Raw genomic sequence first — 16968 nt, forward strand, 5'->3', positions numbered from 1 at the left:
TGGCAGATATGACGAATCCGATTTTAAGCAGCGGCCCGCTGGGCTTCCCGTGGGCCACCATGGACCCGTTCCTGTTTTGCGTCCACCACGTGGACAACTACCCCAAGGGCGACGGCAAGTTCGGTCCCGCCGCGTCGCTGGCGGGGCGCCGCCTGGGCCAGGACTTCATGGGCGTCGATGGCTGGAATATGTACCACGGCGAGCAGGTGCCGGGCTTTCCCGGCCACCCGCACCGGGGCTTCGAGACGGTGACCATCGTGCGCCGTGGCCTGATCGACCATTCGGATTCGCTGGGCGCGGCCGCGCGCTTCGGCGCCGGCGATGTGCAGTGGCTCACCGCCGGGCGTGGCATCGTCCATTCGGAGATGTTCCCGCTGCTGAAAACGCAGGAAGACAATCCGCTCGAGTTGTTTCAGATCTGGCTCAACCTGCCGGCCCGGGGCAAGTTCGTAGAGCCGCACTTCACGATGATGTGGTCGGAAGACATTCCCCGCGAAACCGTCACCGACGCCTCGGGCGCACGCACCGAGGTGGTCTGCGTCGCCGGCCGCGTAGGCGATTCCGACGCCCTGCCCCCGCCGCCGAATTCCTGGGCCGCCACCGAGGACAGCGACGTCGCGATCTGGGTGGTGACGATGGAGCCGGGCGCGCAGTGGACCCTGCCGCCGGCGCGCGGCGCCGACACCAAACGGGCCTTGTACTACTTCGACGGCGAGGGCGCCAGCCTTGGCGGCCAGCCGCTGGCCTCGCGCAGCGTCAACGACGTGCGCACCGACCTGCCCCTGCCGCTGGCGAACGGCGCCACCGGCAAGGCGCAATTCCTGATCCTGCAAGGGCGGCCGATCGGCGAACCGGTGGTGCAATCGGGGCCGTTCGTGATGAACAGCGAGCAGGAAATCCGCCAGGCCCACGCCGATTACCGGCAAACGGGGTTCGGCGGCTGGCCATGGCCCGATGGCGCCCCGGTGCACGGCGACGACCCGACGCGCTTCGCCCGCCACACCGACGGCAAGGTCGAACGCCGCGAGGGGTGAGGCCCCGTCAGCGCTGCTTGACGAACGTGGCCACCGCCTCGCCCAGTTGCGGCGCCAGCGGCAGGTCCGGATTGCTGTAGGAGTCGCGCTGGCGGGCCGGATCGGCCGGCACCATCTTCAACACGTGATTCATGCCGTCGATGATCACCAGCTTGGCCGCCGGCGCGGCGGCCGACAGCGCCTGCGCCTCTGTCACCGCGACCTGGATATCGGTCGTGCCCTGCAAGATCAGCACAGGCATTTTCAGCGCGGCGATCGCTTTGCGCGGGTCGGTCTTGAAGGACGATATCAAATACGGCTGGACCGACGGCCGGTACAACATCATCAGCTGCGGCGGCACCTCCTCCACCGGCTTGCCCTGCTCCAGAGAGACCAGTATGCGTTCATTGTCGCCGGCCAGCGCGGGTGGCAGCTTGGGCTTAAGCTGGTCACGCAGGATGTCGGCCAAAGGATGGCCTGAGCCGGAGATCGACACGCAGGCATCCGCCTTGGCGCGCTGGCATGCCACCAGCGCGATCAGCGCGCCCTCGCTGTGGCCCGCCATCACCACGCGCGAGAAGCGCTGGTCAGCACGCAACTGACGCATCCAGACCACGGCGTCATCGACGTAACCATCGAGGCGCAAATCGGATTCCTCCTTGACCGCGCCGGCGCTGGAAGCGACTCCGCGCTTGTCATAGCGCACCGTCGCAATGCCCTGCCGCGCGAGCGATTCGGCCAGCATGCGCAGCGAGTTATTCAGCAAGGAAGCCGCCTCGCTATTGCCGTCGCGGTCAGTCGGCCCGGAACCGGAGTGCAGCAGCACCACCGGCACCTTGGCCTCCCCCTCTGGTATCAACTCGGTGCCATACAGCGTACCGCCGGCGACGGCCTGCGTGATGGCGCGTTCGGTGTAGCTGCCCGCATGGGCGGCAAAGGACAGCACCAGCATAGCCATTAACAATTTACAGCGCATGAATAAACCTCCGGTTAGTGCGATTCGAGTTGCTGACTGTTCTGCAGCCTTTTATAGTGCAGCAGCGAGTAAAGGACCACGAGCGGCGCCCACGCCAGCACCAGTAGCAGAATGCTCCACGCCGGCGCATGCATCCACAGCGCCAGCAAACCGAGCAAACCGCTAGCGACCATCAGCCGAGCCGCCGTGCGGTGCGTGGCGTACCAGACGCGCTCATTGGCCAACGTCCAGGGCGTGCGGATGCCGACATAGAAATTGCGGCGCACCTTGCCCATTGGGTTGCCCATCAGGATAAGCAGCAGGAACAGACCCGCCGGCAATGCGCGCTGCATCGACACCTCGCCGCCTGTCGCGGCGATCAACACCAGCGCGAACACATAGCCAAGCATGCACACCACCAGGCCGGCGATGTAATAGTAAGTCGGCAGGAACGCCGTCATGCCGAAGCGCTGCGGCGACAGCACCGGTAACGCCAATCCCACAAGCGTGAACAGCGCCATGCTACCGGGACCGAGCGCCCACATCACGACGCGCCCGGCATAGCCGTCCACCTGGCCTTCGATATTCCAGTGAACAGGCACCTGCTCGGGCAGCCGCGGCCAATAGTACGTGAGCGCGGCACAGGCAGCGGCGATCAGCAACAGGCAAACGACGAGATAGCGCGTCCTCATTTTTTTCTCCCTTTTGATTCCGTCTTTTGTACGGGTTTGGTGTCGGTGTCGGTCAGGTCCATCACCCAGGCCAACACATCCTGCAGCACGGTGGTATTGAGCCCGTACCAGATGGTCTGGCCATCCCGCCGCCGGGTGATCAGGTCAGCCTCGCCAAGCACCGCGAAGTGGTGGGACATCGAAGGCTTGCTCATATCGAAATGCCCCGCAAGGTCGCCAGCCGTCATCTCGCCTTGTCGCAGCAGCCGCAGAATTTCGCGCCGCGCCGGATCGGCGATGGCTTTAAAGGCGTTATTGGAAGCATTCATTAGTCATTCATCTAATTAGACATTCGTCTAAATATAAGCCGATAAAATGCCCCGGTCAAGCGGTATTTAGCCGGGTGGACGCCTGCGCCGCGAACTGGCGCGCGCAGGCGAGATTAGTAGACAGCCCGTCCGGATTCGTCGAAGACGTGCCAACGCGCCTGCTCCACGCGCATCGCCGCTGTTTGGCCGGCCTGCCATCGAGCGTCGGCATCCACGCGGGCGATCAACTGGGTGGCGCCGTCGTCGGGCGTCAGGTAAATATAGCTGGCATCGCCCAGCAGCTCCGCCGCCTGCACCGTGACCGGAATGCCGGCGACGCCGCCGCCCGGCTCCGACGGCGCCAGCGCCATATGCTCGGCGCGTACTCCAAGCGACACCGGCGATCCGGGCACCAACCCGTCGCGCGCCTCGATCGGCACCAGCGCGCCGCCGGCCAGCCGCACCGCCATCGCCTGCCCTGCCGACAGCTCCACCACGCCATTTAAAAAGTTCATCGCCGGCGATCCGAGGAAGCCGGCGACAAACATATTGGCCGGCCGCTGATACAGTTCCAGCGGCGCGCCGACCTGCTCCACCTGGCCTCCGCGCAGCACCACGATCCGGTCGGCCAAGGTCATCGCCTCCACCTGGTCGTGGGTCACGTAGATCATCGTGCTGCGCAGCGTGCGGTGCAGGTTTTTCAGCTCGATGCGCATCTGCACCCGCAGCGAGGCGTCCAGATTGGACAGCGGCTCGTCGAACAGGAACACCTCCGGCTGGCGCACGATCGCGCGGCCGATCGCCACCCGCTGCCGCTGGCCGCCCGATAGCTCCTTGGGCTTGCGCTGCAACAGCGGCTCGATGCGCAGCGTGGCGGCGGCCTGCTCCACCTTGACGCGTATCTCGTCGCGCGAGAGTCCCGCCATCTTCAGCGCGAAGCCCATGTTGTCGAACACCGTCATGTGCGGATACAACGCATAGCTCTGGAACACCATCGCGATGCCGCGCGCGGCCGGCGCCACCTGCGTCATGTCGCGGCCGCCGATCGTCACCGTGCCCTCGTCGGCGCTTTCCAGCCCGCAGATCGTGCGCAGCAAAGTCGATTTGCCGCAGCCCGACGGCCCCACGAACACCACGAACTCGCCGTCGGCGATGCTAAGGTCGATACCACGCAGGATCGGTTGCTGGCCGAAACCTTTGCGGATGCCCCGAATGTCTACTCCAGCCATGCCCCCTCCCCCTCAGCCTAAAACCAGTTCGACGCGATGGGTCGCGCCATCGCGCAGCAGCGGAATGCGCGCCGCGCCGCCGGCGTGCGCCAGCGCCTTGCCGTCAAGGGTAACAGACACCACGCCGTCGGCCCGGCGGTGCGGGTTAAGCACCGTAATCTCGTAACTGCCACCGTCATCAGGCAGCTGATGGCGGATGCTAAACTCCGGCCACTGATCGGGGATGCGCGGCGCCATGACGATCGTGTCGCCGCCCTCGATGGCGAAGCCCAGCACCGATTCCAATCCCACCCGGTACATCCAGCCAGACGACCCCGTGTACCAGGTCCAGCCGCCGCGGCCCACGTGCGGCGCCTCGCCATAAACGTCCGCCGCGATGACATAAGGTTCGACCTGGTACACCGCCACCGACGCCAAGTCGCGCGCGTGGCTCACGGGGCTGAGCATCTCCAGCAACCGCGCTGCGCGGTCGCGGCGTCCGGCTTCGGCCATCGCCCGCACCACCCAGCACGCGGCGTGGGTGTACTGGCCGCCGTTCTCGCGCACGCCCGCCACATAGCCTTTGATGTAGCCCGGATCGTTGGGGGTGTTGACGAAGGCCGGCGTCAACAGCCGTATCAGCCCGTCCTGCTCGGACACCAGCCGCCGCTCCAGCGCGTCCAGCGACTGCGCAGCCCTTGCCGGCGGCGCCGCCTCCGAGATCACGGCCCACGCCTGCGCCAGCGCGTCGATCTGGCATTCGTCGCTATCCCTGGAGCCGATGACGGCGCCGTTGTCGTAATAAGCGCGGCGATACCATTCGCCGTCCCAGCCGCCGTCGTTCAGCGCCTGGTCCAGATGATCGTGGTACGCGCTGTAGATGGCGACGCGCGCGGTGTCTCCGCGCCGCTCGCAAATCGGCAGGAAGTCCTTGATGATGCGCGACAGGAAAAATCCCATCCAGACGCTCTCGCCGCGCCCTTCGCGGCCGACGCGGTTCATGCCGTCGTTCCAGTCGCCGGTGCCCATCAGCGGCAAGCCGTGCGCGCCCTGCGTCAGCGAGCGGTCGAGGGCGCGGCAGCAATGTTCGTAGACGTCGCCGCTTTCGCCGGACAGCGAAGGCTTCAGATAGACCTCGTCCTCGCCCTCCGCCAGAAGCGGCGCGGTGAGGAACGGCTCGACTTCATCGAGCACGCTCCAGTCGCCGGTGGTCTTGATGTAGAAGGCGGCGATGTAGGGCAGCCAAAGCAGGTCGTCCGAGAAGCGCGTGCGCAGCCCGCGTTCCATCGGCGCGGTGTGCCACCAGTGCAGGACGTCGCCTTCGACAAACTGGTGTGCCGCATGGATGCGGATCTGCTGGCGCGTCAAGTCCGGCCGGGCGTAGATCATCGCGCTTGAATCCTGCAACTGGTCGCGATAACCCAAGGCGCCGCCGGACTGGTAGAACGCCGAGCGCCCCCAGATGCGGCAGCTCAGGTTCTGATAGGCCAGCCAGCCGTTCTGCATCAAGTCGATGGCCGGCACCGGGGTGCGCACTTGCACCGCGCCGACGGTATGGCGCCAGAATGCGGTGATTTCGTCGAGCGCCTGTTGCACCGCCCCCGGCGCGGCATAGCGCCGCGCCAGTTCCAGCGCCGCCGCGCGGTCCTGCGTTTCGCCCAGCAGCACAACCCATTCCAGCGTGGCGCCCGGCGCCAGTTCATGCGTCGTCTGGAACGCGGCGCAGGGATCGAGCCCGGGTCCGGTGGCGCCGTCCAACCGTGCCGCCATCAGCGCGGCCGGCCTGGCCAGGTCGCCGTGCGCGCCGATGAAGGCGGCACGGTCGGCGCTGTGGTGGACCGCCGCGCCATCGCCCGGCAAGACAGTGGCAAAAGTGACGCCGTCGGCGAACTGCCCGGCCAGCGGATTGGTCGCCAGCAGTACGCCGGAGGCATCGCGCTCGGTGACGACAAACCGGCTGCTGTCGGCCGGCGTGCCGCCCAGCACCAGCCGCTGGCAGGAGAACAGCGACAGGCGCCGCGCGGCCGCGTCGCGGTTGGTCACCCGCACGCGCACGATCTTGACCGGATCATGACGCGGCACGAACATCACCGTTTCCTGTTCCAGTCCATGACTGAAATGATTGAAGCGCGTGTAGCCGAAGCCGTGCGCCGCTTCATATCCCGCGCCGGCCGGGGCCGGGCCGGGCACCGGCGACCAGTATTGGCCGCTGTCCTCGTCGCGCAGATACAGCGCCTCGCCGTGGGGATCGCGTATCGGATCGTTGGACCATGGCGTCAGCCGCTGGATGCGGCTGTTGCGGCTCCACGTGTAGCCGGCGCCGCTTTCGCTCACCAGGAAGCCAAAGCCCTCGTTCGAGATGGCATTGGTCCAGGCCAGCGGCGGGCGAAGCAAACCACCGGCCGCGTTCCAGTCCATGCGGATCACGTATTCATTGCCCGCGTCGGAAAACCCACCATAGCCGTTGAAATGGTGCAGCACCGCGCGGCCGGGAACCGTCGCCGGTCCGTCCGTCCCTATCGCGCGCCTGGCCGGCGGCGCGGAAAGGCCGGCGACAACGTCGAGCATCGGCAGTTCGCCGCGCACCACCAGCAACGCGGTCAGCTCGATCAACGCCAAATCCTGAGCTTTCAATTCCTCCGGCCGACGAACCTGGACGCCATCCGTAGAAGACCATGCGCCTTCGCTATCAAGCAGCAGCAAGTCGATCGGCCAGCCATGCGCGGTCCAGTAGCGGCGCGCGCGCATCAGTAGCGACACGTTGGCGTCATCCGCGCCACTGGCCCACACCACCGCGAGCGGACCGGCGGGCACGCCATTCGACAATGCAACCGAAGCGATATCGGCGGCGGGGACAACGTCAAGGGCCGTGGCGGCCGGTGCCCGCACCGACGATACGCCGTACAGCATCGCGCCGGCCAGGCGCTGACAGTAGGTCGCCTCCTCCGTGGTCAAGTCCAGTTGCCGCTCCAGCGCCTGCTGCGCCGAACGGGCGGCATCGATCACGGCGCGGTCGTTCGGAGCCAATCCGGACGCGAGCGCCAACGCCTGTTCGCGGCTGCCGGCGGCGCCCAGAACAAACGACAGCCGGACCTGCGCACCCGGCGCCAGCGTCACACTGCGGCGCAAGCTGAAGGCCGGATCGAGCACGTTCCCGGCGGTGCCGGACAATTTTCCGTCCAGGCCCGCCGGCGCGCGCAGATCGCGGCCACGTCCGACGAAGCGGGTGCGGTCGGTTTCGAAGCCGGCATCGCTGCCACCGGCGGCGGCATGCACCATCCACAAACCGGCCTCGCCTTCGCCGCGCGGCCGGCGCCGCGCCAGCAGCGCGCCACTGGCCGCGTCTCGCTCGGTCTGAACGAACAACTTGGAGAAGGCCGGATGCGAAGCCTCGTCGGCCTGGCGATTGAGCACCACTTCAAGATAGCTGGTCACTTCGATACGGCGCTCGGTGTCGCCGGGATTGGTCAAAACGATGCTGCGCAACTCGACATCGCGGTGCGGGTCGACGGCGATATCCATGTGTGCTTCGATGCCGTGCGCCGTGGCGCCGATCCAGAATCCGCCGCTGCCGCCGCCGGCGGATCTTGCTGCGCCGTCGCCACCGCCCGGCTGCAGGCCAAGCGTCCAGGTCTCGCCGCTGACGGCGTCGCGCAGATAGATGAAATAGCCCTCGCAGTCCTCGACGCGATCCCCGGTCCAGCGCGACAGCATCGTGTCGCCAACCCGGCTGAAGCCCGTGCCGGCACCGGTGATCAGGGTGGTGAAGCTGCCATTGGAGAGCAGCCGGGTTTCACGCGCCGGCGTGTTTTCTAAACGATTATCCATTATGCGTTTCCAGCTGCTTGATTGAGGCAGGCGCCATTGCTGGCGACGATGTCGGCGTACAGCAGCGCGCTGTCCTTCAGTGTGCGCTGCTGCGTTTCAAAATTAACGTGGATGATGCCGAAGCGCTTGGAGAACCCCAATGACCACTCCAGATTATCCAGCAGCGACCATACCATGTAGCCCCGCAGGTCGACGCCCGCTTCCAGCGCCGCGCTGATGGCGCGCATATTCTTGCACAGGCAGTCCACCCGCAGCGGATCGTGCACCCGTCCGCCCTCGGCCTGCGGCGGGTCGTAGAACGCGGAACCGTTCTCCATCACGTACAGCGGCGTGTCGCCGTACAGGCGCTTGAAGTTCACCAGCGTGTCGGTGAGGCCTTGCGGGAACACCTCCCATCCGGTTTCGGTGTAGGTGGCCTGGGTCTGGCGCACCGGCGCCACTTTCAGCGGCCAGTTGGACGCCTCGTCGCGCACCACGCTGCGGGTGTAGTAATTGATACCGACGAAGTCCAGCTTCTGGCCGATCAACTCGAAGTCGGCGGCCGGCCAGTCCGGCCAGGCGTCGCCGAACATCTCCTTGAGCTCCGGCGGATAAGCGCCCAGGAAGATGGGATCGAGATATTGGCGGTTCATGTAGGCGTCGGCGCGCCGGGTGGCGTCGAGATCGGCCTGCGACTGGCTGGCGGGGTATTTAGGTTCGATATTAACCACGATGCCGATGCGATGCTTGCCCTCCTCGCGATAAGCCTTGACGGCGCTGCCGTGCGCGCGCATCAGGTTATGGCTGGCCAGCGCCGCCTCGTGCACGCCACGGTGGCCCGGCGCCAGCGTGCCGTGCATGTAGCCGCCATCGGTGACCACCCACGGCTCGTTGAGCGTGGCCCACGACTTGACGCGCCCGTCGAAGGCCCGGAAAAGTATCCGCGCGTAGTCGGTGAACCAGTCGGCGATATCGGGATTGAGCCAGCCGCCGCGATCGTCCAGCGCGGCGGGCAAATCCCAGTGGTACAGGGTCAGCAAAGGCTCGATGCCATTGGCCAGCAGCTCGTCGATCAGGCGGCTGTAGAAATCAAGGCCCGCCTGGTTCACTGCGCCGCGCCCCTGCGGCAGGATGCGGCTCCAGGACACGCTGAAGCGGTAAGCCTTCAACCCCAGCTTCACCATCAGGGCGACATCCTCCTTGTAGCGGTTGTAATGATCGCAGGCGATATCGCCGTTATCGCCGTCGCGCACATTGCCCGGCACCGCGCAAAAACGCTGCCAGATGCTCGGCCCCGCGCCATCGGCCAGGGGCGAACCCTCGATCTGATACGCCGACGTCGCGCTACCCCACAGGAAGTCGGCGGGAAACTGGATGGATTTGCTCATGTGATGATCCTTGTGATCTTGAGGTTAGAACGGTGCGCCATTAATTTTCAGTACCGCCGGCAGGCTGTCGATGCGGACCTGCCGGTTCCGCCACGTCACCGGCAGGCCGTTCAGCGTGGCCGCGCCGGGCGCCGTATCCCACGGCCAGGTGAAGACGACGCCACCGGGTGGAGTGCGCGGCATCGCCTCCACGCTGAGCGCGAGCGTGCCGCCGGCGGCGGCCACTGTGTAGCTGAGCGGCCCATACGGCGTGCGCAGCCCCCGCAGGCCGATGCCCTCCCCGCGCAGCCAGTCCAGCGGCACGCCTTCGGCCAGCAGCAGCGCGTGGTCGGCCTCCCGTTCGTAGGCGAACGAGTCGAGCGCTGCGCGGATGTAATCGGAAGATATCCAGCCGTGCGGCATATCCCCGACGAAGCGCGGTTCGCGCATGTCGCGGCCAACCACTTCGGCCCACTGGTTCCAACCGGCGGGGCGCTGATCGGCGTAGAAGTAGTCAAGCAGCCGGGCAGCCCGCTCGCGCCAGCCCAAGCGCACGAAGGCGCTGACATTGCGCAGCTCATACGGCGTGTAATCCTGCCATGCCTTGCGGCCGTCGCGGCGGGCCAGGAAAAAGTCCCAGTATTTATCGTAGGTCGCTTTCAGCATCGCCGGCGACAGGAACTGCTGCTCGCCGCCGGGCGTGAGCGCGATGGTCGACGACGTGGGATCGAAGTCGCCCAGTTCCGCCGCGCCGGGAAGGTAGTCGATGCCGTGGCGCCGGGTTGCGGCGGCCAGCGACGCATAGAGGTCGTGCCGGAATTCGTCGCGCTCGCCCGCCAAACGTCCGGCCGCCTCGGTATGCCCGAGCACCGTGGCGATATCGGCGGCGTCCTTGTAGCCGCGCATCGCCCAGAAGTCGTCCCAGTAGGAATGCATCGGCTTTTCCGAGTAGCCCTCGTGGCTGATCGAGACCGGCATCAAACCATAAAAAGCGCGACGCTCCGGCACAAGGTTGCCGGCGACGCGTTCGGACTGGCGCATGGTCTCCATGTAGCGCGCGGCGGCGTCGACGCGCGGCCATGCCTCGGCAAGCGCGGTCCTGTCCTGCGTGTAGCGGTACAGTTCCGCCGCGAGGAATATCAGCTGGCCATGACTGTCGTTCTCCGGCACCGGATCGGCGCCACGGCGATCCACGCAGCACGGCACCTTGCCGTTATCGAACTGGTATGGCGCATACCAACGCAGGTAGTCCGCCGCGATGCCGGCCTGCCCGAGCCGCAGCAGCGCCTCGGACATCATCGCCCCATCGCGTATCCACGAGCGGCGATAGGATCGCGTGCCCGGCTGCAGGGATGCGCCCTCGCGCGTCATCAACATGTGCGCCAGCGACGAGCGCAGCGTGTCGGCCATATGCTGGCCCGCTGCCGGCACCTTCAGCCCGACCCGATTCAGCTTGTCGCGCCACTCGGCAGCCACCGCATCCTGCCGGCCGGACAGCCACGCCACGGAGTCGTGGCCGGCCGGCGCAATCGCATCGCCCGCCATCGGCAGGACCGCGCCGATGGCAACGCTGCCATATGGCGGCAGCACGACGTCATACGTCAGCGCGGCGGAGGCCATGCCCGTATCGTCATGCAGGTGGCGCGCGGCGTTGGATGGCGCGCGACGAATACCGGGCAGCAGGCCGCCATCGAATGACGACAGCTCCACGCCGGCGGGAAGCTGCAAAGGATGAATTTTATTCTCTCCGTTGACGCTGATCTGCCGGCCATCCCATCGCAGATCACGAATGGCGCTGAAACCACCCGGGGTGTTGAGGAACTGGCGCGGCGCGTTGACCTGAAACGGACGCACCGCCAACACCAGTTGCAGCCGGCGCGCGGTGGCGCCCAGGTTTTTGAGCTCGTACTTCGCCAACAGGCTTGACGACGCCGGCGTGCCGTCGGCGGCGGCCGTCACCGACAGCGTCCAACCGGGATGGCGCCACAACACCGTCGGTATCGGCAGATACCCGTCCAGCAAACTCTGGCTGACCTCCACATCGGCCCAGCCGACCAGCCGGCCCTCGTCACGCACGAAAGGCTCGACGGAGAAACCGCCCTGCTTCGACTCCAACGCGCCGTCCTCGGAAATGAGCGCGCTGTGGTCGCCGCCACCGTCGACGCCCACCAGCGTCCAGTAGGACTGCTGGCCGGAGAAGCCACGCGGATACAGTCCCCGTCGCGCCTCGCGGGCCACGCCTTCGATGAACTGGTTCGGCGTCGCGCCCCAGGCCAGATCCTTCAACTCCACCTCCGCCAGCGCATAGGCGGCCGCCGGACCGTCGCGCAGCACCAGCCGGATATACCGCGCTTCCGACTCCTGCAACCGCAACGGATCGTCACCGCCGTTGCCCCCGGCGACATGGCGCACCGTCCGCCATTGGCCGCCGTCGGACGACAGTTCGACATCGTAGTCGCTGGCGTGGCGGCGGCCCTGCCAATGCAGCACAAGGCCGCCGAATTCGCGCTCGGCGCCCAGATCGACAATCAGCCGCTGTGGTTTGCCCTCATTCCTCTTGCTCACCCATGCCGTGCGGGGATTACCATCGACCGCCAGCGCGGCGCCGGCCATTTGGGATGACGCCCGCGCAACAGGCTTCGGCCAGGTGTCCGGTACCGGCGGCAGCGGACGAATCGCCAATTGCCGAAGCTGGACCGTTCCCTTGCCACCGCCGCTGCCGGCGCTGACGACAAACTCGATACGGTCGGCATGTTTGAGCACGCGGTCCCTGGTTGGCCCCCACGCGAACAACACCTGCCGCTTCTTGATGCGCACGAGTTGCCAGTCCTTGGGGAAGCTGTAGTTCTGCTGCTGGAACCACCAGACGTTGTCGCCGCTGGCGTCGGTCAGCTTGAACTCGAAGTGGTTGACCGGCGCGTCCGCGCGCACGTAGAACGAAATCTCGTAGTTGTCCGGCAGGTCGAGCGGCAGCGCGCGGCGTACGAAGGCATAACCGCCTTTGCCGGCGAAGTCGAAATCCAGGCGCAATCCTCCGTCGGCGGCGCTGGCGGCTGCCAGCACGCCATCGGAGGCCTGCGCCTGCCACGCGTCGACGGCGGAAAAATCATCGAGCACGCGCGCCGGCGCGGCGGCGTGGGCCGCCGAAACCAGCATCGCCGCCAGGCCGGCGGCCAGTATGCGAAAGAGCTTCATCCCTTTACGCTCCCCACCAGCAGGCCTTGTATGTAGTAGCGCTGCAGGCAAAGGAACAGCAGCAGCACCGGCAAAATGGTCAGCACCGAACCGGCCATCATCAGTTCATTGTCCTGAACGTGTTCGCGCGACAGCGACGCCAGCGCCACCGGCAAGGTGTAAAGGTCTTTATCGGTCAGCACGATCAACGGCCACATAAAGTCGTTCCACGTGCCGAGGAAGGTGAAAATACCCAGCGTGACCAGGATCGGCGTCAATAGCGGCAGCACGATCACCCGGAAAATACGAAACTCGCTGGCGCCGTCCATGCGCGCCGCCTCCAGCAGCGCATCGGGGATCGTCAACGCGTACTGCCGCACCAGGAAGATGCCGAAGATGCCCGCCATGGCCGGCACCAGCACCGCCCCATAGGTGTTGACCAGTCCCAGATACTTCAGCAGCAGGAACAGCGGCAGCATCGCGACCTGGCTCGGAATCACCAGCGCGCCCAGCATGACCTTGAAAATCCGGTCGCGGCCCTGGAAGCGCAGCTTGGCGAAGGCATAGCCGGCGCTGACGTTGAACAGCAGCGACAACACCGTCGCGGCGCACGACAACAGCAAACTGTTAAGCAGATACCTGCCGATGCCGGCCTGGCCGAACAATTCCCGATAGCTGTGCAAGGTCGCCGCGTTCGGCAGCATCGGCAACGGGAACGAACTCGACTCGCCGGGCTTCATCAGCGACACCGACAACATCCACACCAGCGGGAACAAGGTCAATGCGCCGGCGGCCAGCATCACGGCATTGAGCGCCAGCGCGCGTGGCTTCCAGGCGAAGGCGCTCATGCGTCCACTCCCTTGGCAAAGCGCAGCTGCAGCAGCGTGACCCCGAACATGATCGCGAACAGCACGAAGGCCACCGCCGACGCCGCGCCCAGGTTCCACCATTTGAAACCCTGCTCGTACATGAAATACAACACGCTGACCGTGCTTTGTACCGGCCCGCCCTGCGTCATCACATACGGTTCCGCGAACAGCTGGAAGTAGGCGGACATGCTAAGGATACTCACCATCAGCATCGTCGGCCCCAGCATGGGCCAGGTGACGAAACGGAATTGGCCCCACACGCCGGCGCCGTCCAGCCCCGCCGCTTCGTACAAGTCGTCGGGTATGCTTTGCAGGCCCGCCAAAAAAATGATCATGTTGTAGCCGAAGTTTTTCCAGACCGCGAACAGGATAATCGCCGGCATCGCCCAATCGGGATCGTTCAGCCAGTCGATCGGCGCTATGCCCAACTGCTCCAGGCCGTGGTTGATCATGCCGTAGCGCGTGTGCAGCAGGTAGCGCCAGATCACCGCCACCGCCACCAGCGATGTCACCACCGGCGCGAAGAAGGCGGTGCGGAACAGGCCCTTGAACCAGGTCAGCCTCGAATTGAGCAGCAGCGCCGCGCCGAGCGAAGCGGCGATCGACAGCGGCACGCCGACGGCGACGAAATACAGCGTGTTGCCCAGCGCCTGCCAAAACAGCGGCGTTTGCAGCAGCTGGGCGTAGTTGCGCAGGCCGACGAAGCGCAGGTTGTCCAGGTTCGCCAACGCGTAGATATCGAAGTCTGTCAGGCTCATGGCCAGCGCGGCCAGCACCGGCAGGAAGAAGAACACGCCAATGACCAGCAGCGCGGGGCCGGCGAAGCACCAGGCGGCGCGGTGCGAGTTCATCGCCCCTCCTTCCGCGCCAGCATCCAGCGGCGCTTTTCCAGAATATGGTCGGCCTTGGCGTCAAGTTCCACCGCCGCCTGGTCGACCGTCAGCTCGCCGTGGGTCACGCGCTCGGCCACCAGCCGCATTTCGGTGGCGATGCGTTCCCACTCGGGCACCTTGGGCGCGGGACGTACACGCTCCAACTGCTGCCGGAACGCCTGGGCATAAACATCGTTGGCAAGACGCGGTGCGCTCCAGTTGCCGCGGCGCGGCGGCAGATCGCCGGTCAGCTCATGGAAGCGCGCCGCCGTGTCGGTGCGGGACAGGTATTCGATCAACTGCCACGCCTCGCGCGGGTGTTTGGAGGCCGCCGACAGCACCAGGCTGGAACCGCCGGCGATCGACGCGGCCGGCCCCGAAGGTCCAGGCAAAATCGCCGTCATCCAGTGATCCTGCTGATCGGCCGGCAGCCGGCGTTTGAACTCGCCCATATTCCACGGGCCGGAAATGTAGAACGAGACGTAGCCCATGCCGAATTCGTGATACACGTTGGTGATGCGGTTCATCGGCGCCAGCTTTTGCGCATACATGTCGGCATACAGCTGAAGGCTGCGGCGGAAGCCGGCGCTGCGGAAATTGCCATAGCGGCCGCCGTCGCGCAGCAGCGGCTCCTCGTTCTGCAGCGCCAACGCCAGCAGCGGTTCGAATTCATCGCTCGGCAGCAGGATCGCGTAATTGTCCGGCCCCACGCGGCGCTTGATGGCGTTCATCGCCTTCATCCACTCGGCCCAGGTTTGCGGCGGCTTGGCGTAGCCGGCTTGCGCCAGCATGTCGCGGCGGTAGAACAGCACGCGGGTATCGACATACCAGGGCGTCCCCCACAATTTGCCATCGACGATGTTGGTGTCCCAGATGCCCGGGAAATAATCGGCAGCTGTCACCAACCGCGAGGCGGCGACCTGCGCGTCCAGCGGCAGCAGCGCGCCCAGCGCCGCGAACTCCGGCACCCACGTATTCCCCAACTGGAAAATGTCGGGCATGACGTCACCAGCGAACGCGGTCAACAGCTTTTCGTGCGCGGCGGTCCACGGCAGCTGCTGGACTTCGACCCGCACGCCGGGGTGGGTGCGCTCGAACTCCGGCATCAGCGCGGTGACGACTTCGCCCTCCCGCCCCATGGCCCAGAACTTCAGCACCACGCCCTGCTCCGGGCGAGGCGCGCAGGATGCCAGCAGGCCGCAGGCCAGTATCAGCGTCGCCGCGCGCGCAAACCTTCGCATCATTGGACGGGCGCCATCTCGGTTGCCGGCTTGACCGCTTCCGGTTGCCGCAGCCAGCCGCCCGTAAAGCCGGCCCGCTCCAGGCCGAGACGGATCGCCGGATGGTTGCGCATCACGCGCCACACCAAGTCGCTGCGGTAGTTTTCCGTCATGGCGATGATCGGGCCCTGGTCGATGCCGAGATAGTCATTGTCGACCCAGCCCTTGCCCTTGATCGTACGCCCCTGCGAGACGGGAATATCGTAGGTAAAGCTCGGATTGAAGGCGTCCAGGAAGCCGTAGCGGCCATAGATCCAATCGCCGTAGCGATTTTTCATCTCCAGCACCGCCGGAACGACGATCTCCGGCGCGAACGGCAGCGATGACGCGGCGGCCGTCGGCGCCAGGGTGCAATCGTCGTAGTGCTTCAACCCGCCGATCCCGCGCGCCGTATAGGTGCGGAACGGCAGCTGGATGCCGCCATAATCCAGTGTCTTGTCCACCGGGCCGTCGCTGGCGGTGATGCCCCAGACGTTGGCGCCGTAGCCTTTGCAACGCAGCGGATTGGCGATCGCATAGGCCTGCTGGCCATAGGTGGCGCGGCGGCTGTTTTCGAAATAGTCGTATCCGCGCTGGCGCATGTACTCGTCGCGGATGCCGCGAAAATCGATCCACACGTGGCTGTACTGGTGAATGAACAGCGACGGATAGGCGAGGTGCTCCTTGTCTCCCTTGCCTTCCAGGCTGTTGCCGTAGGTGCTGGTCCAGGCCTTCCAGGCGTCCGGCTGCACCGGATGCGTGGGCGATCCGAGCGCCAGCACATACACCAGCATCGCCTCGTTGTAGCCCTTCCAGTCGTAGCCGATGAAGCCGGACTCCGGATGCCAGCCAAGCGCGATCGAAGGCTTGCGCGCCTGCGCCCAGGTCCAGTCGACCCGCTCATAGATTTCGGCGGCCAGCTTGCGTATCTCCTTCTCGGCCGGATCGTCACCATCGAAATAGGATTGGCAGAACAAGGCGCCTGCCAGGAACAGCGCCGTGTCGACGGTCGACAACTCGACCTTGTCGTACCGCAGCCCGGTTTTCATATCCAGGAAATGATAGAAGAAGCCCTTGTAGCCGCTGAAAGAGGTGCCTTTGGCGCCGCCCTGCGGCGCGTTGCGGAAAAAGCGCAAGGTGGCCAACACCCGCTCGCGCGCCTGCTTGCGCGTGACGTAGCCGCGCTCGACGCCGATCGGATAGGCGGTCAGGCCAAAGCCGACCGCCGCCACGCTGGAGAACGACGGCGTCGGATACCGGTCGGGTACCAGGCCGTTGGACGGATTAGCGGTGTCCCAGAAAAAATCGAAGGTCCGGCGCTGCAGGTCGTCGAACATCGGCGGCAGCGCCGCATCGCGCGCCTGCGCGGCGCCGCTGCCGGCGAATGCCGCCGACACGGCAAACGCCAGAGCGGCGAAGGCACGCAAGGCACGGGGCTTGATGAATACGGACATGAACCCGGGCC

Annotated in this window: 12 protein-coding genes; 1 reads left to right on the forward strand and 11 read right to left on the reverse strand. The window is 66.0% G+C overall.

The annotated features are described in order from the left end of the window. Window positions 1-8: 8 nt before the first annotated feature. Window positions 9-1034, forward strand: a complete 1026-nt coding sequence (locus JOD97_RS09995) for a pirin family protein (RefSeq protein ID WP_209715970.1) — start codon at window positions 9-11, stop codon at window positions 1032-1034. 7 nt (window positions 1035-1041) lie between these two features. Here JOD97_RS09995 and JOD97_RS10000 read toward each other — a convergent pair whose 3' ends face one another. The 11 genes from JOD97_RS10000 to JOD97_RS10050 form a co-directional block, all read right to left on the reverse strand. Then, window positions 1042-1971: an alpha/beta hydrolase gene (locus JOD97_RS10000; protein ID WP_229264256.1), complete on the reverse strand. Its 930-nt coding sequence runs from the start codon at window positions 1969-1971 to the stop codon at window positions 1042-1044. A 32-nt stretch (window positions 1972-2003) separates the two neighbouring features. Further along, a complete protein-coding gene (locus tag JOD97_RS10005) occupies window positions 2004-2660 on the reverse strand; it encodes an SdpI family protein (RefSeq protein WP_209715976.1) in 657 nt (218 codons plus the stop codon). Beyond that, on the reverse strand, window positions 2657-2968 hold the full coding sequence (locus tag JOD97_RS10010; protein ID WP_209715979.1) for an autorepressor SdpR family transcription factor: 312 nt from the start codon (window positions 2966-2968) through the stop codon (window positions 2657-2659). Before JOD97_RS10010 ends, JOD97_RS10005 begins: the two co-directional genes overlap by 4 nt. A gap of 113 nt (window positions 2969-3081) precedes the next feature. After that, window positions 3082-4176 carry an ABC transporter ATP-binding protein gene (locus JOD97_RS10015; protein WP_209715982.1) on the reverse strand — a complete coding sequence of 365 codons (1095 nt, stop codon included), beginning with the start codon at window positions 4174-4176 and terminating at the stop codon, window positions 3082-3084. A gap of 12 nt (window positions 4177-4188) precedes the next feature. Beyond that, entirely contained in the window at window positions 4189-7983 is a 3795-nt protein-coding gene (locus JOD97_RS10020; RefSeq protein WP_209715985.1) for a GH36-type glycosyl hydrolase domain-containing protein, read from the reverse strand. Then, window positions 7983-9350, reverse strand: a complete 1368-nt coding sequence (locus tag JOD97_RS10025; RefSeq protein WP_209715988.1) for a GH1 family beta-glucosidase — start codon at window positions 9348-9350, stop codon at window positions 7983-7985. The genes JOD97_RS10020 and JOD97_RS10025 overlap by 1 nt, the downstream gene beginning before the upstream one ends. A 24-nt stretch (window positions 9351-9374) precedes the next feature. After that, window positions 9375-12524 (reverse strand): discoidin domain-containing protein, encoded by a 3150-nt coding sequence (locus JOD97_RS10030; protein ID WP_209715991.1) that lies wholly within the window; start codon window positions 12522-12524, stop codon window positions 9375-9377. Next, window positions 12521-13351 carry a carbohydrate ABC transporter permease gene (locus JOD97_RS10035; RefSeq protein WP_209715994.1) on the reverse strand — a complete coding sequence of 277 codons (831 nt, stop codon included), beginning with the start codon at window positions 13349-13351 and terminating at the stop codon, window positions 12521-12523. The genes JOD97_RS10030 and JOD97_RS10035 overlap by 4 nt, the downstream gene beginning before the upstream one ends. Continuing rightward, complete coding sequence (locus JOD97_RS10040) at window positions 13348-14223, reverse strand: carbohydrate ABC transporter permease (protein ID WP_209715997.1); 876 nt, start codon at window positions 14221-14223, stop codon at window positions 13348-13350. Before JOD97_RS10040 ends, JOD97_RS10035 begins: the two co-directional genes overlap by 4 nt. Beyond that, window positions 14220-15488, reverse strand: a complete 1269-nt coding sequence (locus JOD97_RS10045) for a sugar ABC transporter substrate-binding protein (protein ID WP_209716000.1) — start codon at window positions 15486-15488, stop codon at window positions 14220-14222. The genes JOD97_RS10040 and JOD97_RS10045 overlap by 4 nt, the downstream gene beginning before the upstream one ends. Continuing rightward, window positions 15485-16957, reverse strand: a complete 1473-nt coding sequence (locus JOD97_RS10050; protein ID WP_229264257.1) for a glucoamylase family protein — start codon at window positions 16955-16957, stop codon at window positions 15485-15487. Before JOD97_RS10050 ends, JOD97_RS10045 begins: the two co-directional genes overlap by 4 nt. Window positions 16958-16968: the final 11 nt, after the last annotated feature.

The organism is Duganella sp. 1411, assembly GCF_017833525.1.
In the GTDB taxonomy this organism is placed as follows: domain Bacteria; phylum Pseudomonadota; class Gammaproteobacteria; order Burkholderiales; family Burkholderiaceae_D; genus Rugamonas.